The following is a 22,885-nucleotide window of genomic DNA, read 5'->3' on the forward strand; positions in this document are numbered from 1 at the left end:
TTAGAGCTTTAATTTTCTTCATCCGTTTTGATCTTATGCATCTGCATCCGTTCATTAAACAATGTCGGATAGGAGAGAAAACCAAGCATAATACTGGTTACGGCAGCTGTTGTTAATAACAGAAAGAGAATTAACAGTTGGAATTGGACTGCTTGAATTGGATCAGCTCCAGCAATAATCTGCCCGCTCATCATTCCCGGCAATTGAACAAGACCGATTGTTTTTTGGCTTTCAATCGTGGGAATCAAGCTCGCTTTAATAGAATGAATCAATGGCAAGTGAATAGCCTGCTTTGGTGTTCCGCCTAAAGAAAGCAGGAGCTCTGTTTCTTTTTTCTGTGTTTGGATTTCTGACGTGAAACGGTTAAGAAAAAGAATGGAAAGCACCATGGAATTACCGACAACCATCCCGCTGATAGGGATAATGTATTGTGCAGTCGGCGGTGTAATTTGAAATCCCAACAGAATACCTTGTGTCAGCAGCTCAATAAAAATAAAGGTCATAATCAGCTTCCATATGATTCCCTTGATTGATGCGCCTTTTTTCTGTGCATTATGCGTTGCTGCGCCAATCATGAGAGCAACCATTAAGATAATAAAAAGATAGCTGTCTGATTCAAAGACAAAGGTTAAAATAAAGCCGACAGCTATAAGCTGAATAATCGATCGAATGGTAGCAATAAACGTATCTTTTTCCAAGCCGAGATGTAATGTTTTAGAAAGTACTAAAGGAATTAGGACGAAAATAAGCGATAAGCTCAAGTTTAGGACACTCACTGCCATTCCCCCTTCACAAATTCCTGTACCCGGGAGTCAGCAGGATTTTTCAATAAGTCTTTCCTTCCTGCCTCGATAAGCTCCCCGTTCATCATGACCCACGTATCATCGCCAATATGTAAAGCTTGTTCTAAATTATGAGTGATCCAGGCAATGGTCACAGAAAATTTCTGGTTAATATGCTGAATCAACTGCTCGATATCCGATGTGGATACCCGATCGAGGGAGGAGGTAATCTCATCCAGCAGCAATACTTTTGGGCGATTGACAAGCGTACGAGCAATTGACACCTTTTGCCGCTGACCTCCGGATAAATCTGTGACATCCCGGTGGAGAAAAGAATCATCTAGTCCAACCTGCGTGAGCAAATGCGCTGCCTCTTCTTTTTCTAATTCTTGGTTTTGAAGTGTTTTCGGCATAGCCAGATTTTTATAAACGCTCCCCCGCAGCATCGTCGCATCTTGAAGTGCAATGCCAACAGTACGCCGTAACGCAGTCGGTTCCATGATTTGAATGTTTTTTCCAAATAGATAAATGTCCCCTTTGGTTGGAGAAATCAATCCGTTTAATAAGCGGAATATCGTTGTCTTTCCAGCTCCGGAAGGACCGACAAACGTGGTGATTTTTCCTTCACGCAGGAAGCCGGATATATCATTAATAATATCTAAATCTTCATCAGAATAGCTGACATGGTTTAGTTCGATGGCTGCTTTATCGGTTGATTGCTCCATGGTGAAATTCCTTTCTGAAATGGGTATAGAAGAGAAGCAGGAGAGAGAACCTCCTGCTGAACAAATCTTATTCTATCATTCCTCTTGCTGATTTAAAAGCGCGCGTTTTTGCTGGAGAAGCTTTTGAAATTCCTGATCCAGTTCATCCGACGGCTCCAGGCTGAGCTTGCTTAATGTTTCTGTTATCTTCGTTTCAATAATCATTAACTGCTGTTCGATTGGGTCTTCCTGCGTTTCTTTTTCCGTTGATTCTTCATGGAGCTGCTGAATGCTTCCATCAAAAAAGGTAAGCTGCTGCTGATTTATTTCAATGACCTTGGTTGCGATATTTTCGATAAAATGCCGGTCATGGGATATAAATAAAACAGTGCCCTCATAGGCCTGAAGCAGCCCCTCTAACGCTTCGACAGCCTCGATATCGAGGTAGTTTGTCGGCTCGTCGAGAATCAGCATATTGATATCACTGACAAAAAGCTTTGCAAATGCCACCTTAACCTGCTCTCCGCCACTGAGCACATGGACAGGCTTAAAAACATCATCACCATAGAAATGCAGCCGCGCTAAAACCGTCCGAATAAGGGTTTCGTCCTGTTTAGAGGTTTCTTTGGCATTATCCAAAATCGACTTTTTCTGATTTAAAGTAGATAAATCCTGTTGAAAATAACCTATTTTTACAGACGGATTTAAGGTGATACCGGCATCCCTATCCATTATTTTTTTAATAAACGTTGTTTTGCCTGCTCCGTTTGGGCCAATGATGCCAACCTTATCTCCGCTCTTTATATTTAAACTGGCTTTTTTCCATAATTGTTTCCCGGGAACAGCACCTTCTACATCCTCTATCCGTAAAATAATTTTCTGCTGCAATTTTTCTTGATGGGGAAGTGTCATTTTCAAGGGAGCAGCTTCTCTTACCTTTTCCACTTTTTCCATATTATCTAACCGGGTTTCTAAAGCTTTGGATGTTTTTTGCAGCTTTTTCTGCTTTTTCGCAAAGTAGGGTTTCGCCCCTTTTAAGGATTCTTCTGTAGAGCCGATTTTGCTTTTCGGTGTTTTGGTTGCCCGCTGTGCTTTTTGTTCTTTTTTCTCTATCGCACGCTCAAGCTGCCTTCTTTTCTGCTGATAATGCTCATAATCCAGACGTTGTTTTTCGATTTCTTTATCCTTTTGCTCTCGGTATGCTGTATAATTGCCGGAATAAATTTGGATGCGCTCTTCATCAATTTCCCAAATTTGCTGACATAATTTATCTAAAAAATTACGGTCATGAGAGACGATTATTAATGCTCCCTGCCAATGGGACAGCTGTTTTTCAAGCCATTCAATATGTGCTGTATCCAGATTGGTTGTCGGCTCATCAGCGAGAAGGAGACCGGTTTGTTTTTGTAAAGCATCTACAATATAAGCCTGCGTTACTTCTCCGCCGCTTTTTTGATCACGCTTCTCTTTTAATTGTGGCAATAATTCCACCGAAGTATGCATATGAATCGTACCTTGCTCCGGTGGAATGTTACCAGAAAGCAGGTTGAGCAGAGTTGTTTTGCCCGAGCCATTTTTTCCGACTAAACCAATCCGGTCTTTGGCATGAACAACCAAATGCTCTATCGAAAATAATTCCCGATCTTTGATACTGTGTTTGATATGATGTGCTTCTAAAATTGTCATAAAATCATCTCCGTATCTATGAAGGATGGGAATAGGGGAGGGTAACTGCATAAGAAAAACCCCTATTCTGCATTCAGAACAGGGGTCGCCAAAAAAGGAAATGAGCATCCATATCGCTCATTTCATACGGGTATTTATCGCAAAGGATAAAGGCTAATCCTGTTCTGAAATCGTTCCATGAGAGCATGAAAAATAATACAGCAAGAGGGCACACGGATTCCGAGTTTCCGATCTGCTGTTATCATCCTCTTATGAAATTCATTCTTTTAAAAAAACAGGATTAGTACTTCATGTTCCCTTTGTTCACCCTTTCGATTATTGTTGATTACAGTATAGCGGAAATAAGAAGTTTTGTCATTAAAAGAAAATGGATAGCCGGTTAATTTTTAGATTTTTTCCATTTAAACCGCGTTATGAGCGCCATGATTACAATATTTAAAATGGAGGCGAGCAAAGCACAGCTGGCCATAAATAATAATCCCAAACCTCCCCAGCCGCTCACAAAAAGAAAGCCAGCTATAATGAGTAAAAGACTCAATAGGCAAGTGATGAGAGGAAGAATAATTCTTTTTTCCTTTAGGAGTATACTCAGCAGGAATATAACGATTCCCATTCCGATAACATATACAAAAAATTCTATATATCCTTCCGCTGGTCCGTTCATTGTTCTTTCCTCCTTGAACTATATTTCCTTGTATACTAATCAGTCCTGCAGGAACAAAGAAAAAACCAGACAAACTTCTTTCAGATAAAAGAATATGAAATCATTGTCTGGTTTATGCAGTCTTATTATAAAGCTCTTGGTGTCTGATGGATGGAATTCTCCTGTACAGCATCTTTAATCAAACAGTTTCCGCGTCCATGCGGTATACACATTGGCGTACCAAAAATCGGATCGCATGCGATATTGCACCGCATCCGGAATACGGCGGAGACAAGCTCGGCAGAAATGGTATCCTCCGGCTTTCCCTGTGCATATACTTTTTTATCTTTGATTGCAATAATATGATGAGCGTAGCGGCTTGCCAGGTTCAAATCATGCAGTACCATAATAATCGTACGGCCATCTTTTTCGTTTAATTCAAACAGAAGGTCAAGCACATCGATTTGATGGGTTAAATCAAGATAAGTAGTCGGTTCATCCAATAAAATAATGTCCGTATCCTGTGCTAACGTTAAGGCGATCCATGCACGCTGGCGTTGTCCGCCTGACAGCGAATCGACAGACTGGTCTTTTAAATCGGACATATTTGTATCTTCTAATGCCTTTTGTACGGCTTCTTCATCCTCATTGGACCATTGCTTCATCACCTTGCGATAGGGGTGCCTGCCTTGTTTGACAAGTTCATAAACTGTCAATCCTTCGGGGCTGGTCGGTGCTTGAGGAAGAATAGCCATGTTCTGCGCAACATCTCGTGTACGCATTTTAGCGATATTTTGTCCATTTAATATAACAGATCCCTGCTTTGGCTTTAATAAACGTGCCAAAGAACGTAATAAAGTTGATTTTCCACAGCCGTTTGGCCCAATAAAAACAGTGATTTCCCCTTTAGGGATAGCAATGTCTAATTCATCTATAATAATACGGTCTCCGAACCCAAGTGTTAAGTTGCTTGCTGTTAATGAGTTCAATGAAAACGCCTCCTGACCTAAAAAGGTGCGTATAGCTACTAACTTCATTTTATTGCTAGAAGGACGAATAGTCAATGATAATAGTTTTCAATTAGGTGACAATTTAATAAAAAACCCGGATGAAGATAGACATTCATCCGGGCAGTTCCGCATTTATTTAAATAAATCAACTAGCATATCAATGGTTTGTTCCGAAGCAACGAGACCGCTGTTTGTCCAGTTACTTTCGTCTTCAATGTAGTAGACCTGATCATTTTGAACTACATCGGTATTATTCCAGACATTACTGTTTTTCAATGCTTCGATGCCCTCATCGTCTTCATAGCCTAAAATAATCAGATGATCGGCATCCATTTCAGAAAGCTTTTCTAAAGAAATTGGATTCCAAGCCTCTTCGCCTTGTCCAAGTTCTTCTACAATCCCAGGAACTTCTACATCTAATTCATTGTAAATCATATCTGCCGTGTGACGGTTTTCTTCAAACAAGAAGTATTTGCCGCCGACAACCCACATCATTGCAACAGATTCATCACCTAATGAGTCATCAAGTTCTTCCTTTGCCTGATTTACTTTTTCATCGTAATCTGCTAATACTTGTTCAGATTCATCTTCTTTGCCAAGGATTTCTCCAAATTTCTGTAAACGTACTTTCCAATCACTTACTTCTTCTTCAGACAAAACATAGGTTGGAGCGATTGCTGCGTAATCTTCATAAGAACCTTCATAGTTATCTAAGGTATGATCCAATATAATAAGGTCTGGCTCAATGCTTAGCACTTGCTCTAAGGGCAGTGTCCATTCAATGGTTTCCACATCTGCAAGGTCTTCCTCCAAATAATCCTGGACACTTTCACCGATTGCCCATTTTGCAACAGGCATTTCGTCAAGCGCAATCAACGTGTCCTCATTATAGGAAGCAAGGATTTTTTCGGGATTTGCAGGAATCGTAACCTCTCCCATCTCCGAATCAACGGTGATGTCAGCCGTTTCATCGGTATCGCCGGAGGTATTAGAATCACCGGATTCGCCATCATTACTGTTGCCACAAGCAGCAAGAAGTAATAGGGTAGTAAGTATCAGCATAAATAAATATCTTTTTTGCATAAATTTGTTCATCTCTTTTTCTCCTTTTATGTTATAATGAACGTCTAACGATAATGATAATCACTTTCAATTAGAAAGTCAACACGTTATTTAACAGCAGATTTCATTGCTTTTAGTTATGCAGGAATAGGAAAAGTCTTTTTGTTTTGCACTTTAAAAAGTGATATCATAGCACAATCATATTCTATGGATAAAATATAGGAGTATACAAGAAATGAGATTGTTTTCACGTTCTTCTCAATTAAGAAAAGTATTGATAAATATGATAGGCATTTGTCTCGTTGTGTTTTCGATTGGCATGTCTATTTCATATGGTGCAACCACAGTAGATTTACATACGGTTTGGCAGGCTGTTTTCCAGTTCAGTGAAGGAGAGCAGGCGCATCAGGTTATTTGGGAGCTCCGGATTCCCCGGGCTCTGGCCGCTGTGTTAGTAGGGGCGTTTTTAGCTGTATCGGGCTCTGTGATGCAAGGAATGACACGGAATCCGCTTGCGTCTCCATCGATTATGGGGGTAACAGACGGTGCTGCATTTATGCTTGTAATCATTCTTGCTTTTTATCCGGCAGTTTCGAATGTCGGCTTAATGTTTGCTTCATTTATTGGGGCAGGTATCGCAGTGACACTGGTGTTTTTAATCGGCTCTTTTTCCAGCAGCGGGTTAACACCGGTTAAATTAGCGCTGGCTGGAGTTGCCATTGGTACGTTATTACGATCTGTTTCTTCGATTCTTTCCCTGCATTTCCAGCTGGAGAGGGATATCGGCTTTTGGCTTGCGGGCGGGTTAGATGGAGCAGGCTGGAATGCGATAACTCTCCTCCTAGTTGCTGGAGTGATAGGAATCGTACTGGCATTATCCATTGCAAAATCAATTACAGTCTTAAGTCTTGGTGATGATTTATCTACTGGCTTGGGGCAGAATAACACCTTTATTAAAATTGCCGGGATTGCGGTTGTTTTAATATTAACAGGTGCGGCGGTTTCGGTTGCGGGTTCCGTCGGGTTTGTGGGGCTGATTATCCCGCATATCACGCGGTTTATTATTGGCACAGATTACCGCTGGATTATTCCGACCTCCGCAGTGTTTGGAGCTTTATTGCTGGTAAATGCAGATTTGATTGCACGAATCATCAATTCCCCTTTTGAAACACCGGTAGGAGCGATTACATCGATTATCGGCGTTCCATTCTTCCTCTATTTAGCCAGAGGCAGCGGGGGTGACAGAAAATGAATACAGTAGAAAAGCAAAAGAGATTTCGATTTTGGATGATTATCAGCATTCTGATTATCAGCATGATTGTTTTTTCCTTTCTCAGTTTAAATTTGGGAGCCATTTCGATTTCCCCGAAAGAAGTTATCCAAACATTAATGGGACAGGGTTCAGACAGGCAGGAGCTTGTCTTATTTCAATTTCGGATGCCGGGAATTATTTTAGCATTATTAATTGGAGCCGGCTTAGCTGTTTCCGGAACCATTATGCAAGGCATTACCCAAAATGGACTTGCTGATCCGGGGATATTGGGAATTAATTCAGGCGCAGGCTTTGCCATTGTCTTATTCCTTTATTTCTTTCAGGGAGTTATTCCGGCAACCAGTGCGCTCAACACCTATATGCTTCCTTTTGTTGCGTTGATTGGAGCATTTACGGCGGCCGTTTTGATTTATGCCATTGCCTGGAAAAAAGGAGTATCACCGATTCGGCTTGTGCTGGTCGGAATTGGGGTAAATGCAGCATTTGGCGCACTTATGACTATTTTACAGCTAAGAATGGATCCGCAAAATTATCGTCAGGTGACCATTTGGCTGTCTGGTGAGATTTGGAGTGAGAATTGGAGCTTTGTTTTCGCTTTATTACCATGGATGCTGATTCTGATCCCCGTGGCTATAAAAAAAGCAAGAAACTTAAATGTTTTTCATTTAGGGGACGATGTTGCTTCTGGTCTTGGAACGCATGTAGAAAGAGAACGGGGCGTCTTATTATTAATTGCTGTCGCTTTAGCAGGAGCATCCGTTGCTGCCGGCGGAGCGATTGCCTTTTTAGGTTTAGTTGTTCCGCACATTGTCCGCAAGCTGGTCGGTCCGCTGCATCATTATGTGATCCCGATTTCCGCCTTGCTGGGCGCATTTATATTAATGACAGCTGATATGATTGGAAGTAATATTTTAGCACCGACCACGATACCTGTAGGAATTGTGGTATCGATCGTCAGTACACCTTATTTTGTTTATCTGCTGATGAAAACAAAATAAAGATGGGAAGGAGTTCAAATAATAATGAACGAAGAAATCTATGACGTAACCATAATCGGCGGCGGTCCGGCAGGATTATTTGCTGCCTTCTATAGCGGAATGCGGGAAATGAAGACCAAAATCATTGAATATCTTCCATACCTTGGCGGAAAAGTGCCTTACTTTTACCCGGAAAAAGTCATTCGGGATATTGGCGGTATTGCGCAGGCTACCGGAGAAGAAGTTACGGAACAGCTGGTGGAGCAGGCGTTGACATTTGATCCAACGGTTGTTTTAGGGGAACAGGTTGTCGATATGCAGCGGATGGAAGATGGTAATTTTCAGCTTGTGAGCAATAACGGGAGTGTCCATTATTCTAAAACAGTCATGTTAGCAACAGGCTTTGGAACATTGCATTCTGTAAAACTGGATCATCCGGAAGCAGTCTATTACGAAGAGAAAAGCCTGCATTATACGGTGAGAAAGCTGGCGGATTATTATGATAAGCATGTCCTTATTTCCGGAGGCGGAAATAGTGCGGTAGATTGGGCATTGGAGCTTGAAAATATAGCAAAGAGTGTGACGCTCATTCATCGCCGCAATCAGTTTAAAGGGCTGGAGAGCAGTGTGACCAGACTGAAAAATTCGCAAGTGAATATCATGACACCATATGAAATAAAAGCACTGCATGGAACAGATGGCCAGCTTGAAAAGGCAGTCCTTGGTCATGTAGAGGATGAAGCGGAGGAAAAAGAGCTTCAGATTGACCGACTGGTGGTTAATCATGGTTTTCAAATCAATTTGGAACCAATCACGACGTGGGGATTGGAAATGATTGATGGCATGATTGCGGTTGATTCCAGCATGCAGACATCGGTGGAAGGAGTATTTGCAATCGGTGATATCGCGCATTACCCGGACAAGCTTGGATTGATTGCCGGAGCGTTTAATGAAGGGCCGATTGCAGTCAATCATGCGAAGAAAATCGCTGACCCGGAAGATCCGGTAAAGCATTTATTCTCCACAAATTATGCAGCCTTTACGGAAGAGGAATAATTTAACAAAAAAGCACTCTAACGTTTTCTAACAGGTAATGAAGGTTAAGAAAACAGAAAGAGTGTTTTTTTTAGTCCTTTTCTGGCAAATATTTTTGAAAAAGCTCTAGAAATTTCTGACAATCTTCTCCGGTCAATGCTTTAGGGCCCTTGGTGTGCTTCCCGCTCCGTCTCTCTTTCGCACTCAAGTAACGGGACTGCAGCAGCTGATCGATATTATCATTGGTATAGGCGAATCCTTTATGATGCAGTACATAACAGCCCTTCGCAAGTGCAAGCGAAGCCAGTCCATAATCCTGTGTAACGACAATATCATTCTTTTTCGCCAGCTGCATAATCCGGTAATCCGCAGCATCTGCACCTGTGTCTACATAAATGGTTTCCACCCCTTCCGGATACTCCTGTAAAGAAAAATGTGAGATACTCGTTACCAGCACAACAGGAACCTTCTTTTTACCAGCTTCCTCTATAATAATGTTTTTGACAGGGCAGGCATCTGCATCGACATAGACTTTCATTTGATTCACTTCCTTTTTTCAACGTTTCTAATTATTGTAGCAAATAATGATGTAACTTGTCTTATCCACTAGAAATTCATATCAAAAGCCTGTAATATATGAATCACTATCTATCGTGAAAAAGGAGCTTGGATGTATGAGTTTTTTCATTGAACAAATGAAGCCGGAAGACTGGGAACAGGTATTGGAAATATACTATCATGGAATGGAAACACAGAATGCAACGTTTGAAATGAATGAGCCTGACTGGAAATCCTGGGATGATTGGGACCGAGATCATTTACCGCAGTGCCGGCTGGTTTTCCGCGAGGGAGAGAAAATTCTTGGCTGGGCATCGCTGCTGCCTATTTCTGCAAGAGAGGCATACCAGGGCGTTGCCGAGGTAAGTATTTACCTGCATAAAGATGCTATGGGAAAAGGCATTGGAACAAAGCTGCTGCAAGCATTGATTGAAGCAAGTGAAGAAGCAGGAATGTGGACACTGCAATCCGAAATCTTTCCGGAAAATACAGGAAGCCTGAAGCTGCATGAAAAGATGGGCTTTCGCAAGATCGGGTTTCGTGAAAAAATCGGACAGATGGAAGACGGCAGATGGCGCGATGTTGTACTTGTGGAACGTCGAAGCCAACGCGTAGGATGTAAATAGGGAGGAGATTACATGGAAATCAAAATTAATGGGCAATCGTTTGAGGGAAAACAGGTTGAATTGGATGAAACAGCTGACAAAAAGCAGGTTGCATTTTCATTTGATGTAACTAGTGAAACCTATCATGACGTGACATCCTTGCTTTATAAAAATGATTTTGAGGTGGAAATCCCGGAGAAATCCATAGCTTTTTCCGCGACTATCAACGAATATTCTACTTCTATGACAAATTTATATGAAAAAGGTAATACAAGTGAATTTTATTTGAAGCTGCGTGAAAAATAATTTTTATGATGTGGGGGAGAACAATACAATGGAACCAATCTTATTATCCTTTCCAGACCAATTTGAAACAGAGCGATTAATTATCCGGGCGCCCAAGCCTGAAGATTGGAAGTCTATTTATACTGCCATGCAGGCTTCTATCAATGAATTGAAGCCTTGGCTTCCATTTGCACGTCAGGAGCAGACGGAGCAGGATGTGCAAAAAACAACAAAGGAAGCTTATTTGAATTTTCTTTCGCGTGAAGATTTACGTTTCCATGCTTTTGATAAAGAAACTGGAGAATTTATGATTTCCAGCGGTCTGCATCGCATTAATTGGGATGTAAGAAAATTTGAAATCGGTTATTGGATTGATACAAAGCATAGTGGAAAAGGCTATGTTACAGAGCTGGTAAAGGGGCTTACTTCCTTTGCTTTTCGGGAGCTCGATGCAAATCGGGTAGAAATCCGATGTGATCCTAAAAATAGCAAAAGCAAAACAGTTGCTGAACGATCCGGCTTTGAACTGGAAGGAATCTTGAAAAATGATGTTATAGAAGGAAACGGGGAACTCAGAGATACCTGCATTTTTGCAGTGATTGAAGACCCGAATATAGTTAAGAAATAAGGGTGAAGCAATGAAGAGGATAAAGGTAAAACAAACGCATGTAAAACATATCAAACAGCAAAATCCATTGATTTTAGAAGAAGCTATTCATGGAGCGGATAAGCTTGATGAAGGAGAAATCATCGCCCTTCATACACAGCAGGGAGAATTTTTGGCACAGGCTTATACAGGCCGTCAAAATAAAGGAATGGGCTGGGTGTTAACGTTTAAACAAGAAGACACCATTGACCAAGCTTTCTTTAAGCAAAAGCTGCTCACAGCGATAAATAAGCGCCGCTCCTATTATCAGGCAGAAGAAACAACTGCCTTTCGTGTGTTTAACGGAGAAGGAGACGGAATCGGCGGCTTGATTATTGACTATTTTGAAGGCTACTATGTTATCCAATGGTACAGTGAAGGGATTTATGCGTTTAAAGATTGGATCGTCCAAGTGTTTGATGACCTTGGCGACTATCAGGGAATCTATGAAAAGAAACGCTTTGACACGAAAGGACAGTATGTAGCGGATGACGATTTTGTAAAAGGGACAAGAGGCGAATTCCCGCTTATCGTAAAGGAAAATGGCATGAACTATGCGGTTTACCTGAATGATGGAGCGATGGTGGGCATTTTCTTAGACCAGCGCGATGTCCGCAAAGCATTACGCGATAAATACGCAAAAGGAAAGCATGTATTAAACACCTTTTCCTATACCGGCGCTTTCTCCGTAGCGGCTGCACTTGGAGGAGCAGCGAAAACCACCAGCGTGGATTTGGCAAAACGTAGTAAAAGTAAAACCATTGAACAGTTCAGTGTAAATGAGATTGATTTTGACCAGCAGGATATTATCGTGATGGATGTATTTGATTATTTCAAATATGCGAAGCGGAAGAACCTGCAATTCGATGTTGTTGTTTTGGATCCGCCAAGCTTTGCACGTTCTAAGAAAAGAACCTTCCGGACAGCAAAGGGCTATCCGGAGCTGATAGAGCATTCCATCGACCTGCTGGAAAAAGACGGTGTGATTATTGCATCCACCAATACAGCTTCCTTTGGAATGAAGAAATTCAAAGAGATGATCCAGCGCGGGTTTCAGGCGAAACAAAAGAAATATACGATTCTGGAAGAATTCTCATTGCCGGGTGATTTTGCGGTGAATAAGCATTTTAAGCAGGGGAATTATTTGAAAGTGGCTGTGATTCAAGTAAAAAATTAATGGCTACATCCCCGTGTATTCATGCATAAACAAAAAGAGGCTGTTGTATCATCAAGTAATCGATGATACAACAGCCTCTTTTTAAAGTATTTGATAGAAGGCTACTCCTTTGGTTCTAAATCTTCAATCGAATCAATATCCATATATTCAGGAACAACAAAACCATTTTGAAGACCATCCAAGTTTGGACCTAAGTCAACAAATTCACCTTCGTAGCGATCATACAAATGCCCTTGTGTTATTGGTAATGCCGGAGCAACGGTTGCATCAACACTGTCGCCGGCAATGCTTTCAAATAAAATGGCAGGGTCGACTTCTGTTACGGTAACATCATAGCCATACTCGGTGAGTACTTGTTCCATAACTGCTGCAGATGCTTGCTCTGCTTCCCAAGGCATAGAACCAATCTCGATTTTTTCTCCATCTGCTTCTTCGATATTTTCAGTCCACTCATCCACTTTATCCGGATTATCTTCCACCCAGTTAGAAGCAGCAGTTTCAACATCTGAATCTTCTGCTTCATACATTACTTGTTCTACGTCATCTAACTCCCAGTTAAATGCATCGAGCAGTTTATAAGCGTCCGGCATGTCTTCTTCTAAGCCTAAGCGTGTGATTGTATGGGCAGATTCGCTCTCTCCCATCGTACCTTCCGGGTCTTCGAGCATTTTTAAATCGTATTGGAGAAATTTATGGTGTGGTATCCAGCCAGTAACAATAATTGGATCTTCATTACTTATTGCATCAGCCAATTGTGCAAGCATTCCTACTGTTGAACTTTCTTCAAGCTCCCAGCCATCAAGATTATCGTAAGTATCAAGCGTATTATTTGCGGTTTCTGTAACACCTGCACCAGGTTCAATACCTGTAATTGTGTAGTCCACTTCTTCACTATAATTAATGTCTCCTCCAGCCTCTGCTGAATCTTCCTCTGTTGAATCATTACCACATGCAGCAAGCAGAAAAATAGAAGCTATACCTACTGCTGACAATGTTTTTAATGCGTTCACAAATGACAACACCTTTCTGAAATTGTTCGTCTGGTACTACGATTTTAATCGAATCAAAGTCCATATAATTATCCACTATCAGGTATCTTCAAAATTCTCAGAGTCGTTGATATCGGTAAGTAAGCACTTAATGATATGAGCAGCAAAATGTTGAAAAATGGCTGCTGAAATATCTTAAGTCATTTTTAAGTATATATTCAAAATCCGATAATCGTATCATTCACATTCGCTTAGACCCTGATGAATCTGATTCTTTCATTTCATCACCACCGTCCCGCGAGTAATGTAAGTTTTAAGATTGCCCATGGCATAGAACATCTTTAAGGACTTTGAAAAATATCATACCGTTTCTGAAATATTCTGTTAAGTAAAATTATTTTACTCGCTTCTATACAACCTAACACAAAGTATAAATATAAGCAAAGTACCGTCATATGGCTTTGCATGCTTTAGAGACAATATTATTCAATATTAAAGCGTAGGTAAGAAAAAGAATACAATCTGATTTCATGGATGAAGTTTCCCTTTATAATTATTTCAGAAAAATGCTAATAAAAATCTCAAAAACTATTGAATAAATAAGCATTTTAAGCAGAGGAATTATTTGGTAGTGGTTATGATTCAGGTAAAGGGTGAGTAGTTTTAATTGTGATGAGAAATGTATCTCATCAAATGTAAATAAAAGCAGCAAGCAATGAATTCATTACTTGCTGCTTTTACAATAGATATCTTTAGGACGATAATAATATCTTCCAATAATCAGAAATATGACTAATTGTTTTATTTGTTTGCTCTTTAATAGAATCTTTTGCTGTTTGTAAATTTGAATCTTTTGATGAGAATCCTTTTGTCACATAATTCACCAATTGTTCTTGTAATTGAAACATAAGCAAATCAACTTCAGAAGCATCTTTCAGTTCATTAAACTGTTTAGTATATTTGTCTACCATATCCATAATTTCTTCAGATGTATATTCTGTGGCGCCAAGCTTATTCGTGATAGTTAGATTTTTTCTTTGTTCTGCATCTAATGAAACAGGTGGCAAATTAGTCATTTTTGCACGAGCTTCAAAAAATTTTTCATGAACAGAGCGATGATTCGTAACAGCATCTTTATTATGTGTAGTATATTGGTCGATAAGCTGGTCAAAACCTTCTTTCACCTTAGAATTATCTGTTAGAAATTTATCGCTGAATACGTGAAGTGCAGATACGGAAGAAGCAAATTCCAGCTGTGCTTCAGCTGAACTTAACATTAATTCTCCACCGCCGCGACCTCCACTGCCCATTCTTCCATTAACATGATAGTGTCCTAAACTATCAAGCGCTTCCGTTACTTGCATCAATATATTTTCCATATTCTGAATAGTATCTTTGTCGTGATCCTCATAGAAACCTGTTTCATTTAAATATTGACTAAACACCAAATATTGATGATACGGACGATAAGAAAAAAGGTCAGAAGGATCAGCATTTGGATTTACAATGGAGTTTACCATGATTTCGTGACCTTTATCCATTTGCTCTCTTAAGGTTTTTACTTCATCAGAGAGTAGTAAGGAATCTGACATTTTTAAATGTGCATTGGTTTTCTTGACATTTGCTAAAGAAGTTTCTTTTGATACATATGGGGTGCCGACTCCCGTATAATAACCATCAATTTGCATATTTTCACCTCTTCTTAGTATAAAAATTATGATTGAGAAACATCCACCAAACTTTCTTCCTCCAATAATATATAGAAAAGAGTATATCTATCCTTTATTTCGGTTGGATTGAGAAATGGTGAAGCAAAAATACCTATTTAATTTAAAAATTTTTAAAATTAAGGATGAACAGTGAAATTACCTTATATCTTGAAGGGAGCTCGCTTACTTGTATACAGATTAAAAATTTAGTAAAGCGTATACAAGATATTAAAAGTAATTAAGCAAGATACAATGGAAGGAAAAAATCTCAAAAAACTATTGAATAAATATTCTTTTTATTGCATAATAATTCATAACAACTTATTGAAGAGGTGTACGTGAATGACAACAAATCAAATCCAATTTCAGCAGCAGGAGTTAAAAGGAAGAGACTTTCTGACACTTGCTGATTATACAAAAGATGAAATCGACTATTTGATCGAATTAGCAGATTATCAAAAGAAGCAAAGTAAAGAAGGGATTATTTTTGAACCCTTGAAGGGGAAAACGTTAGGAATGATTTTTGAAAAGGCTTCGACAAGAACGCGTGTCTCCTTTGAAACAGGTATCTATCAGCTTGGCGGTTTGGGAATTTTCTTAAGCTCCAAGGACATTCAAATCGGCAGAGGAGAAACAATTGCTGATACAGCACAAGTACTTTCCGGATATTTGGATGGAATTATGATCCGTACCTATAATCAGGATGATGTGGCGGAGCTGGCGAAGTATGCAAGCATCCCTGTCATCAATGGATTGACAGACCTTTATCACCCGTGCCAGGTATTAGCAGATTTACAGACCATCAAAGAGGTGAAAGGTGTGCTGCAGGGGCAAAAACTGGTTTATATCGGTGATGGTAATAATATGGCGCATTCTTTAATGATTGGTGCTGCAAAAATGGGCATGCATATTGTTACAGTAACACCAGATGATTATAAGCCGGAGGAGCAGGTTACGGAAAAAGCGAAACAATTTGCTTCTGAACACGGTGCAACGATTGAATGGAGTAATGATCCAGCCGAGGCTGTAAAAGATGCAGATGTCGTTTATACAGATGTATGGGCAAGTATGGGGCAGGAAGCGGAGCAAACAAAGCGTGAGCAGGACTTTCAGCAGTTTCAGGTAAATGAAGCACTTCTTGCCAATGCAAAAGCAGATGTCACCTTTATGCATTGCCTGCCAGCTCATCGGGGAGAAGAGGTATCTGCAGGAGTGATTGACGGAAAACATTCCGTTGTCTTCCAGCAGTCCGAAAATCGCCTGCATGCACAAAAAGCTTTGATGACAGCGTTAATGGGATAAAATAGAAGAAATAATGAAGCGGGAAAGTCAGTAAGACAGACTTTCCTGTTTTTTTATTTCTAAATACTTTTTGAATGTCTTCTTTTAGAAATTTTTCTCCCTTCGATTACAAGGATGATACGATTAATGGCCGCTTATCTTCGCTGTAAAACCGCTTTTTAAACTATTTGCATCTGCACAGTCTTTGGGTATGGATTCGGAGAAAAATCTACTTTATCTACACTAAGGGAAGTTGTTTTTAAAGCAGGTATTATTCACTAATTACATTGGAATTTCAGCATAGCTTGGAACACGGTAATTCTCTATTAATTGCTGTTTTCAAACCGTCTTCCGGGGGGCTTCTTATAATAAAAGATTTAATAAGAAGGAGATATACAAAGGTTTGATAGTATAGCGACTCGGGTAATAGTTAGAATACTTGTACATAAAAACAAATAAATATGAAGAGGTGTAGGCATGAAAAGTGTAACAAGCGTGTTTTGGTACGCTTTAGCTTTATGTATTATTGTAGTTCTTTGGGGCTCCTTTGCTCCTGTTAATTTAGAAGGGGTTACATTAGAGATTACTACGTTTATCTCTGAAAAACTTGGCTGGTATTACTTATTATTAGTCATGTTAACGCTGGTATTATGTGTGTATCTTATTTTTTCGCGATATGGAAATATTAAATTAGGGAAAGAACATGATAAACCTGAGTTTAGTTTATTATCATGGTTTACTATGCTGTTCAGTGCGGGAATGGGGATGGGATTAGTATTTTGGACAACTGCAGAACCAATTTCCCATGCTTTTATCAGTTCTCCTGGAGCAGAACTGGGCTCAGAGCAAGCGCTTAACGACAGCTTGAAATATGCTTTCTTTCATTGGGGGATGCATGCCTGGGCTGTATATGGCATGGTGGCACTGGTATTAGCGTACTTTAAATTCCATAAAGATACCCCGGGGCTCATTAGCGCTACATTAGTCCCGCTGTTTGGCAAGAAATCGATGCAAGGTCTTCCGGGGAAAGTCATAGATACCCTGGCTGTATTTGCTACTGTCGTTGGTGTTGCTGCAACCTTAGGATTTGGATCTGCGCAAATTAATGGCGGGCTATCCTATTTATTTGGGACACCTGGAACTTTTCCGGTGCAGCTGCTCATTTTAGTCATAGCAACTGTCCTGTTTATTGTTTCAGCCTGGTCCGGGATTGGCAGAGGAATAAAATACTTAAGTAATTTTAATATGGGTCTGGCATTTGTATTATTACTCCTGCTATTTATCATCGGACCTACCTTATATATTCTTAATATGTTTACACATACATTAGGAAGCTATGTATCAGACTTTTTTGAGATGAGTCTGCGCATGGCTCCTCAAAATGCAGAACAGAGAGGCTGGATTGATGATTGGACGATTTTTTATTGGGCATGGTGGATTTCTTGGTCGCCATTTGTAGGCATCTTTATTGCCCGTATTTCTAAAGGGAGAACGATCAAGGAATTTATGCTGGGCGTGTTATTTGTTCCAGCTATTGTCTGTTTTATTTTCTTTACTGTTTTTGGTGCTTCCGCTTTAAACTTGGAGCAGAATGGAATTGCTAAAATATCAGAATTTGCATTGGAAACCTCCACGTTTGGAGTTTTAAATGAATATCCATTTGGAATGATGATGTCTATCATTACCATTATCGTAGTAGCCGTCTTCTTTATAACGTCTGCTGACTCGGCTACGTTCGTACTGGGAATGTTAAGTACGGGGGGAACTATTAATCCGCGCAATTCTGTTAAAATTATGTGGGGGCTGATGCAATCAGCTGTTGCAGCAATTATTGTTTACTTCGGCGGTACGCAAGGTCTGCAAAATATGCTGATTATTGCAGCACTTCCGTTCTCAATCGTGGTTATCCTCATGGGCGTTTCATTTTTTAAATCGGCCCATCGGGAGCAAAGTTACTGGAAAAAGTAAACAAAATAGAGAGAAGAGCAGGGTATAAGACAAACGAATCCGTTGACCCGTTTAAATTATAACCTTGCTGGAGACGGCGAGGAATCAAATTTTCATGCAATGGAATAGTATATATAAATCTCTCATTTCATGAAATAGTGATATAAGGAACTTCATTCTTCGTCCATAATAAGCTATCATAAATAGAGGTTTTAGATGATTTGATAGAGGAAATAGAAAAGAGGGAGGAGATAGAATGAAAAGAACACTACAAATCATTGGTCTGCTAAGTACTCTATTTATTGTCAGCGCTTGTCAAGCTGACACAGAGGAAGAAGCAGATAATAATGATGCTGAGAATCAAGAGACAACAGAAGATAATGAATCAGATACAGCAGGAGATGTTTCGGAGGAGCCGGAAGATGGAACTGCTGCAGACACTTCTGCCGATAATCATACAGATACCTCCTATGAATATGAAGAGCAGGAAATCATTGTTGAACAGATCGATGAGGGCGACTATGATGTGGTTGTCGAAACAGATAATCAAGGCACGCGAGTGATGTTTTATGAAATCGATGGAGAGAAATATTATAAAACCGTCTTTGTTAAAAACGATAGCCGCTTAAAAATCATCGATATTCAGAATGATGATGGTCTGATTTTTAACGAAACCATATAAAAAAGTGCAAGCGTCTCCCATCCGCGCTTGCACTTTTTTATATATATTAAGAAATCGAAACCCCTTTTGTATCAATCTCTAAAACCTTTACTTGATATCCTTCAAGCAGCTTCGCCATCGCTGTTTTTACTGTTTCTCCATTTCCTTTTGGAACAAAAGAAAGCATGGTTGGTCCGGCTCCGCTTAGAGCTGTGCCAAATGCTCCGAGCTCTTTTGCTTTTTCACGAATAACATCAAAATTAGAGATGAGTGTTTTACGAAAAGGCTCGTGAAATAAATCATTCTCCAGCATTTTTCCAAACAACGCATAGTCTTTAGAATAGAGTGCAGCAACAACCAGATTGCTCATTGCACTTGCTCTTGCTGCATAGTTGCGTTCATATGTATCTGGCAGACAATCTCTGGCAACTTCTGTTTTCAGCTCTACTTCTGGAATATACGCAATTAAATCTAATTCAATATCATGAAGCCGGACAGAAGGAATATCATCATCGAGCATGGTAGAAATCGTTAAACCTCCAAATAAAGCAGGAGCAATATTATCAGGATGCCCTTCGATTTCTGTTCCAAATGCTAATTTCTGTTCATTTGTTAATTGCAGGTTTCCCAGCTGATTAGCCAGTTCAATTCCTGCAACAATCGCAGAAGCACTGCTGCCCAAACCTCTGGCCAGTGGTATTTCACTGATTTCCTGCACTTTGCAGGGGGGCAAGACAGCCCCATACCGTGCTGCTACCTGCTCTGTAATATTCCAAATAAAATGATTTTCTTGGGATTTTTCAGAGCCGTGTGCGAAAAATGCATGTTGATCAGAAGCTTCTACGTCCAAATGAATATACAGACCTAATGCAAGGCCCATGGAATCAAAACCAGGGCCAAGATTAGCACTGCTTGCCGGTACAGAGATGCGAAACGGCATCATGACGTAATCATCTTCTCTAAATATTCAAGGATAGCCGTTTCGTCATTTGGTAGTGATACAGGGTCGATGGTCAGCTGGTCAATAGCTGTTTGCGGATCTTTTAAGCCATTGCCTGTCAATACAGCTACAACCTTGCTGCCCTGTGGAATTTCACCTGCTTTTACCTGTTGGATAACACCAGCAATGGAAGCCGCTGAGCCCGGCTCTGCAAATACACCTTCTTTACGCGGAAGAAGCTTAAATGCAGATACAATTTCATCATCTGTGACAGAACCAATCATTCCGCCCGATTCTTCTCTTGCCTGAACTGCTAAATCCCAGCTCGCCGGGTTACCAATTCGAATGGCTGTTGCTACCGTTTCCGGATCTTCAACTACTTCATCTCTGACAATAGCTGCTGCACCTTCTGCTTCAAAACCAAACATTTTTGGAAGGGCTGTACCTTTTGATGCATTAAATTCTTTAAAACCTTTCCAGTAGGCGCTGATATTTCCAGCATTGCCAACCGGGATTGCTAAGATGTCAGGAGCTTCTCCCAGCTGCTCACAAACTTCAAAGGCTGCTGTTTTTTGTCCTTCCAGACGATATGGATTCACAGAGTTTACTAGAGTGATAGGCGATTTCTCGCTGATTTTACGGACAAGCTGCAGCGCCTGATCAAAGTTGCCTTCAATTTCTACGATTTCTGCTCCATACATGACAGCCTGAGCCAGCTTGCCAAGCGCAATCTTTCCTTTAGGGATAACAATAATCGCCCGCAGGCCTGCACGAGCCGCATAAGCTGCTGCTGATGCAGAAGTGTTTCCGGTAGAAGCACAAATAACAGAATTACTGCCTTCTTCTATAGCTTTGGCAACAGCCATGACCATGCCGCGGTCTTTAAATGAGCCGGTCGGGTTTAAGCCTTCAAACTTCCCGTATAATTCGATTCCCAATTCCTTTGACAGATTTGGAAAATGAAAAAGTGGTGTATTTCCTTCTGATAATGATAAAGCGGGTGTTTTATCTGTGACAGGAAGTAAGTCACGATATTCTTCAATTAACCCTTTCCAAGCCATCTTACGCATCTCCTTCTACTTTGTAATAGCTTTTTATCTCGTTTACTGCATCAAATGATTTTAATTGATTCAGCACTTCTTCAAAATGAGAGTACGGTGTATCATGTGTAACCAGCACAATCTCTGCAGAATCTTTTTCATCCACAGGCGTCTGTAAAATACGCTGGAAGCTGATATCCTGTTCGTGGAAAATTGATGAGATTTCTGAGAATACCCCCGTTTTGTCCTCCACGCATAGGCGGACATAATATTGACCATGCTGTTTCTCTTTTGGACGCAATGTTTTTGGAAACTGCATGTCATTTAACTGCTTTCCTGACACACCTAAACGCATCGCTTTGATAGCTGCGATAACATCGGATAGAATAGCAGTTGCTGTCGGGAGGCTGCCGGCACCCGGGCCATAGAACATGGTCTCCCCAACTGCTTCACCATACACGTATACTGCATTATATTCATTTTTAACGCTTGCCAGCGGATGATTTTTCGCCAGTAAGGTAGGCTCTACACTTACTTCTAATTCATGGTCGAAAAAGTTTGCAAATCCGATAAGCTTCATAGTATATCCCAGCTGTGCAGCATAACGGAGATCTTTTAATTCAATGCCATGGATACCTTCTACCTCCACGTCCTGCAAATCAACAGGTGTAGAGAATGCCAGCCGGCCAAGGATAGCCATTTTTCGGGCGGCATCTAATCCTTCTACGTCAGATGTCGGATCTGCTTCAGCAAAACCGAGCTGCTGAGCGTCTGCAAGCGCATCTTCATAGCTCACGCCTTCTTCATCCATTTTTGTCAAAATATAGTTCGTTGTTCCGTTGACAATCCCCATAATTTTTTGAATATGGTCAGAGGACAAGCCCTCGTTAATTCCGCGGAGGATAGGAATGCCGCCGGCAACACTGGCTTCATAATAAAAATCACAATTATTTTTTACTGCAGCCGCCTGTAACTCAGGACCATGGACAGCCACTAAGTCTTTGTTAGCTGAAACAACATGTTTTTTATTAGAAAAGGCCTTTAAAATATATTCCTTTGTATGATCAATACCGCCCATTACTTCAATAATAAGATCGATATTCGGGTTTTCCAGAACATCATCGGGGTTGGTTGTTAAAAGGCTTTGATCCACATCAATATTCCGAGCCTTTTCGATATTACGCACAAGTACTTTATCCACTTCGACTTTACAGCCTAATTGATGGGCTAATTTTTCCTGATGATCTTCAATCAGGTGAATAACTCCTGATCCAACGACACCAAGACCTAATAAACCTACTGAAACCTTCTCTTCCATCTTACCACCTCTACGCTTCCTATTGTATATTGAATTTATTTAAACATGAAAAAGAGAGTAAGGCAATAGTGAATTTTTAGAAAAGATAAGCGTTTATCGATGTAACCGTTTTCTTAAGGCGGGATAATCAGCGATTTAAAAAATCGTCACATTTTTAGAATGGTTTTAACGGAATGGATTCAGCAGCTGTGCCATTTTCGCTATTTTTTCATATAAATAGATAAAAAGGGGATGAGAACTGTGCGAATCTATCATCTCGGAGCATTATTTATTATTTTCTTAAGCCTGGGTGCAAGTATTGGCTATAGTATCGGGAAAACAGAGATTTTTGCGCTGGCCGGGTTTATTTTAGGAGTGTTTCCTATTGTGATATACAGACGAACTATTATAAAGAAGGAAAAGAGCTCATATGGTGAGAAAGATAAACAAACGTATTCCTGAGGCAGCTGTTGCTTTCCGTTAAATAATATAACGAGTGAGCAGAAATCAACCCCTCTGCAAGCTGAATAAAAAGAAGCTTGCAGAGGGGTTGATATATAACAGCAAAGCTTTACAAA

23 protein-coding genes are annotated in these 22,885 nt (G+C 40.3%); 11 read left to right on the forward strand and 12 right to left on the reverse strand.

Going from position 1 to position 22,885, the window contains the following annotated elements:
* Positions 1-8 precede the first annotated feature (8 nt).
* The 6 genes from fetB to MKY65_RS04530 all read right to left on the reverse strand — a co-directional run bounded on the left by fetB (position 9) and on the right by MKY65_RS04530 (position 5,920).
* Complete coding sequence (gene fetB, locus MKY65_RS04505) at positions 9-776, reverse strand: iron export ABC transporter permease subunit FetB (RefSeq protein WP_339182732.1); 768 nt, start codon at positions 774-776, stop codon at positions 9-11.
* Positions 773-1,507: a phosphate ABC transporter ATP-binding protein gene (locus MKY65_RS04510; protein WP_339182734.1), complete on the reverse strand. Its 735-nt coding sequence runs from the start codon at positions 1,505-1,507 to the stop codon at positions 773-775. The genes fetB and MKY65_RS04510 overlap by 4 nt, the downstream gene beginning before the upstream one ends.
* A gap of 75 nt (positions 1,508-1,582) precedes the next feature.
* Complete coding sequence (abc-f, locus tag MKY65_RS04515) at positions 1,583-3,172, reverse strand: ABC-F type ribosomal protection protein (RefSeq protein WP_339182736.1); 1,590 nt, start codon at positions 3,170-3,172, stop codon at positions 1,583-1,585.
* Between the two features lie 379 nt (positions 3,173-3,551).
* Positions 3,552-3,836 (reverse strand): hypothetical protein, encoded by a 285-nt coding sequence (locus MKY65_RS04520; RefSeq protein ID WP_339182738.1) that lies wholly within the window; start codon positions 3,834-3,836, stop codon positions 3,552-3,554.
* A gap of 125 nt (positions 3,837-3,961) precedes the next feature.
* Entirely contained in the window at positions 3,962-4,804 is an 843-nt protein-coding gene (locus tag MKY65_RS04525) for an ABC transporter ATP-binding protein (RefSeq protein ID WP_339182740.1), read from the reverse strand.
* Between the two features lie 153 nt (positions 4,805-4,957).
* Positions 4,958-5,920: an iron-hydroxamate ABC transporter substrate-binding protein gene (locus MKY65_RS04530; protein ID WP_339182741.1), complete on the reverse strand. Its 963-nt coding sequence runs from the start codon at positions 5,918-5,920 to the stop codon at positions 4,958-4,960.
* A gap of 202 nt (positions 5,921-6,122) precedes the next feature.
* Here MKY65_RS04530 and MKY65_RS04535 point away from each other — a divergent pair, with 202 nt between their 5' ends.
* From MKY65_RS04535 to MKY65_RS04545, 3 genes are read left to right on the forward strand one after another with little or no spacing between them, the layout of a single operon-like run.
* Entirely contained in the window at positions 6,123-7,139 is a 1,017-nt protein-coding gene (locus tag MKY65_RS04535) for an iron ABC transporter permease (RefSeq protein WP_339182742.1), read from the forward strand.
* Positions 7,136-8,158, forward strand: coding sequence for an iron ABC transporter permease (locus MKY65_RS04540; RefSeq protein WP_193064001.1), 1,023 nt, complete (start codon positions 7,136-7,138; stop codon positions 8,156-8,158). The genes MKY65_RS04535 and MKY65_RS04540 overlap by 4 nt, the downstream gene beginning before the upstream one ends.
* A gap of 18 nt (positions 8,159-8,176) precedes the next feature.
* Complete coding sequence (locus MKY65_RS04545; RefSeq protein ID WP_339185121.1) at positions 8,177-9,193, forward strand: NAD(P)/FAD-dependent oxidoreductase; 1,017 nt, start codon at positions 8,177-8,179, stop codon at positions 9,191-9,193.
* A gap of 70 nt (positions 9,194-9,263) precedes the next feature.
* Here MKY65_RS04545 and MKY65_RS04550 read toward each other — a convergent pair whose 3' ends face one another.
* Positions 9,264-9,710 carry a YaiI/YqxD family protein gene (locus MKY65_RS04550; RefSeq protein WP_339182743.1) on the reverse strand — a complete coding sequence of 149 codons (447 nt, stop codon included), beginning with the start codon at positions 9,708-9,710 and terminating at the stop codon, positions 9,264-9,266.
* 136 nt (positions 9,711-9,846) lie between these two features.
* Between MKY65_RS04550 and MKY65_RS04555 the strand changes: the two genes are divergently transcribed.
* The 4 genes from MKY65_RS04555 to MKY65_RS04570 are packed head-to-tail and all read left to right on the forward strand — an operon-like array spanning position 9,847 to position 12,443.
* Entirely contained in the window at positions 9,847-10,356 is a 510-nt protein-coding gene (locus MKY65_RS04555) for an N-acetyltransferase family protein (RefSeq protein ID WP_339182744.1), read from the forward strand.
* Positions 10,357-10,368: 12 nt separating this feature from the next.
* Positions 10,369-10,641: a DUF3219 family protein gene (locus MKY65_RS04560; protein ID WP_339182745.1), complete on the forward strand. Its 273-nt coding sequence runs from the start codon at positions 10,369-10,371 to the stop codon at positions 10,639-10,641.
* Between the two features lie 28 nt (positions 10,642-10,669).
* The gene (locus MKY65_RS04565) at positions 10,670-11,248 is read left to right on the forward strand and encodes a GNAT family N-acetyltransferase (protein WP_339182747.1); all 579 of its coding nucleotides are present in this window, start codon (positions 10,670-10,672) and stop codon (positions 11,246-11,248) included.
* A gap of 10 nt (positions 11,249-11,258) precedes the next feature.
* Positions 11,259-12,443, forward strand: coding sequence for a class I SAM-dependent rRNA methyltransferase (locus tag MKY65_RS04570; protein WP_339182749.1), 1,185 nt, complete (start codon positions 11,259-11,261; stop codon positions 12,441-12,443).
* A 101-nt stretch (positions 12,444-12,544) separates the two neighbouring features.
* On the opposite strand, the gene MKY65_RS04575 is transcribed toward MKY65_RS04570, so the two are convergent.
* Both MKY65_RS04575 and MKY65_RS04580 read right to left on the reverse strand, forming a co-directional pair.
* Positions 12,545-13,453, reverse strand: a complete 909-nt coding sequence (locus tag MKY65_RS04575; RefSeq protein WP_042532056.1) for a glycine betaine ABC transporter substrate-binding protein — start codon at positions 13,451-13,453, stop codon at positions 12,545-12,547.
* A gap of 731 nt (positions 13,454-14,184) precedes the next feature.
* Positions 14,185-15,120, reverse strand: coding sequence for a hypothetical protein (locus MKY65_RS04580; protein ID WP_339182751.1), 936 nt, complete (start codon positions 15,118-15,120; stop codon positions 14,185-14,187).
* A 363-nt stretch (positions 15,121-15,483) separates the two neighbouring features.
* Here MKY65_RS04580 and argF point away from each other — a divergent pair, with 363 nt between their 5' ends.
* The 3 genes from argF (at position 15,484) to MKY65_RS04595 (ending at position 19,051) form a co-directional block, all read left to right on the forward strand.
* Positions 15,484-16,443 carry an ornithine carbamoyltransferase gene (argF, locus tag MKY65_RS04585; RefSeq protein WP_339182753.1) on the forward strand — a complete coding sequence of 320 codons (960 nt, stop codon included), beginning with the start codon at positions 15,484-15,486 and terminating at the stop codon, positions 16,441-16,443.
* 456 nt (positions 16,444-16,899) lie between these two features.
* Positions 16,900-18,390, forward strand: coding sequence for a BCCT family transporter (locus tag MKY65_RS04590; RefSeq protein WP_339182755.1), 1,491 nt, complete (start codon positions 16,900-16,902; stop codon positions 18,388-18,390).
* Between the two features lie 235 nt (positions 18,391-18,625).
* Positions 18,626-19,051, forward strand: coding sequence for a hypothetical protein (locus MKY65_RS04595; protein ID WP_339182757.1), 426 nt, complete (start codon positions 18,626-18,628; stop codon positions 19,049-19,051).
* 46 nt (positions 19,052-19,097) lie between these two features.
* Here the strand turns inward: MKY65_RS04595 and thrB are convergent, their stop codons facing one another.
* From thrB to MKY65_RS04610, 3 genes are read right to left on the reverse strand one after another with little or no spacing between them, the layout of a single operon-like run.
* Positions 19,098-19,973, reverse strand: coding sequence for a homoserine kinase (thrB, locus tag MKY65_RS04600; protein ID WP_339182758.1), 876 nt, complete (start codon positions 19,971-19,973; stop codon positions 19,098-19,100).
* Positions 19,970-21,031, reverse strand: a complete 1,062-nt coding sequence (thrC, locus tag MKY65_RS04605; RefSeq protein ID WP_339182760.1) for a threonine synthase — start codon at positions 21,029-21,031, stop codon at positions 19,970-19,972. Before thrC ends, thrB begins: the two co-directional genes overlap by 4 nt.
* A 1-nt stretch (position 21,032) precedes the next feature.
* Positions 21,033-22,328 (reverse strand): homoserine dehydrogenase, encoded by a 1,296-nt coding sequence (locus tag MKY65_RS04610; protein WP_339182762.1) that lies wholly within the window; start codon positions 22,326-22,328, stop codon positions 21,033-21,035.
* A 240-nt stretch (positions 22,329-22,568) separates the two neighbouring features.
* On the opposite strand from MKY65_RS04610, the gene MKY65_RS04615 reads away from it, so the two are divergent.
* Positions 22,569-22,769 carry a hypothetical protein gene (locus MKY65_RS04615; protein WP_339182763.1) on the forward strand — a complete coding sequence of 67 codons (201 nt, stop codon included), beginning with the start codon at positions 22,569-22,571 and terminating at the stop codon, positions 22,767-22,769.
* The last annotated feature ends 116 nt before the right edge of the window (positions 22,770-22,885 follow it).

The sequence above is a fragment of the Oceanobacillus sp. FSL W7-1293 genome (assembly GCF_037969815.1).
Taxonomy (GTDB): Bacteria; Bacillota; Bacilli; order Bacillales; family Amphibacillaceae; genus Oceanobacillus; species Oceanobacillus oncorhynchi.

Excerpts from the sequence above, each read along its gene's own strand:
- MKY65_RS04530 (WP_339182741.1), bottom strand. The coding sequence starts at position 5,920 with ATGAACAAATTTATGCAAAAAAGATATTTATTTATGCTGATACTTACT.
- MKY65_RS04555 (WP_339182744.1), top strand. The coding sequence starts at position 9,847 with ATGAGTTTTTTCATTGAACAAATGAAGCCGGAAGACTGGGAACAGGTA.
- MKY65_RS04550 (WP_339182743.1), bottom strand. The coding sequence starts at position 9,710 with ATGAAAGTCTATGTCGATGCAGATGCCTGCCCTGTCAAAAACATTATT.
- MKY65_RS04520 (WP_339182738.1), bottom strand. The coding sequence starts at position 3,836 with ATGAACGGACCAGCGGAAGGATATATAGAATTTTTTGTATATGTTATC.
- abc-f (WP_339182736.1), bottom strand. The coding sequence starts at position 3,172 with ATGACAATTTTAGAAGCACATCATATCAAACACAGTATCAAAGATCGG.
- argF (WP_339182753.1), top strand. The coding sequence starts at position 15,484 with ATGACAACAAATCAAATCCAATTTCAGCAGCAGGAGTTAAAAGGAAGA.
- MKY65_RS04570 (WP_339182749.1), top strand. The coding sequence starts at position 11,259 with ATGAAGAGGATAAAGGTAAAACAAACGCATGTAAAACATATCAAACAG.
- MKY65_RS04510 (WP_339182734.1), bottom strand. The coding sequence starts at position 1,507 with ATGGAGCAATCAACCGATAAAGCAGCCATCGAACTAAACCATGTCAGC.
- thrC (WP_339182760.1), bottom strand. The coding sequence starts at position 21,031 with ATGGCTTGGAAAGGGTTAATTGAAGAATATCGTGACTTACTTCCTGTC.
- MKY65_RS04540 (WP_193064001.1), top strand. The coding sequence starts at position 7,136 with ATGAATACAGTAGAAAAGCAAAAGAGATTTCGATTTTGGATGATTATC.
- MKY65_RS04590 (WP_339182755.1), top strand. The coding sequence starts at position 16,900 with ATGAAAAGTGTAACAAGCGTGTTTTGGTACGCTTTAGCTTTATGTATT.
- MKY65_RS04535 (WP_339182742.1), top strand. The coding sequence starts at position 6,123 with ATGAGATTGTTTTCACGTTCTTCTCAATTAAGAAAAGTATTGATAAAT.
- MKY65_RS04560 (WP_339182745.1), top strand. The coding sequence starts at position 10,369 with ATGGAAATCAAAATTAATGGGCAATCGTTTGAGGGAAAACAGGTTGAA.
- MKY65_RS04565 (WP_339182747.1), top strand. The coding sequence starts at position 10,670 with ATGGAACCAATCTTATTATCCTTTCCAGACCAATTTGAAACAGAGCGA.
- MKY65_RS04610 (WP_339182762.1), bottom strand. The coding sequence starts at position 22,328 with ATGGAAGAGAAGGTTTCAGTAGGTTTATTAGGTCTTGGTGTCGTTGGA.
- thrB (WP_339182758.1), bottom strand. The coding sequence starts at position 19,973 with ATGATGCCGTTTCGCATCTCTGTACCGGCAAGCAGTGCTAATCTTGGC.
- MKY65_RS04595 (WP_339182757.1), top strand. The coding sequence starts at position 18,626 with ATGAAAAGAACACTACAAATCATTGGTCTGCTAAGTACTCTATTTATT.
- MKY65_RS04580 (WP_339182751.1), bottom strand. The coding sequence starts at position 15,120 with ATGCAAATTGATGGTTATTATACGGGAGTCGGCACCCCATATGTATCA.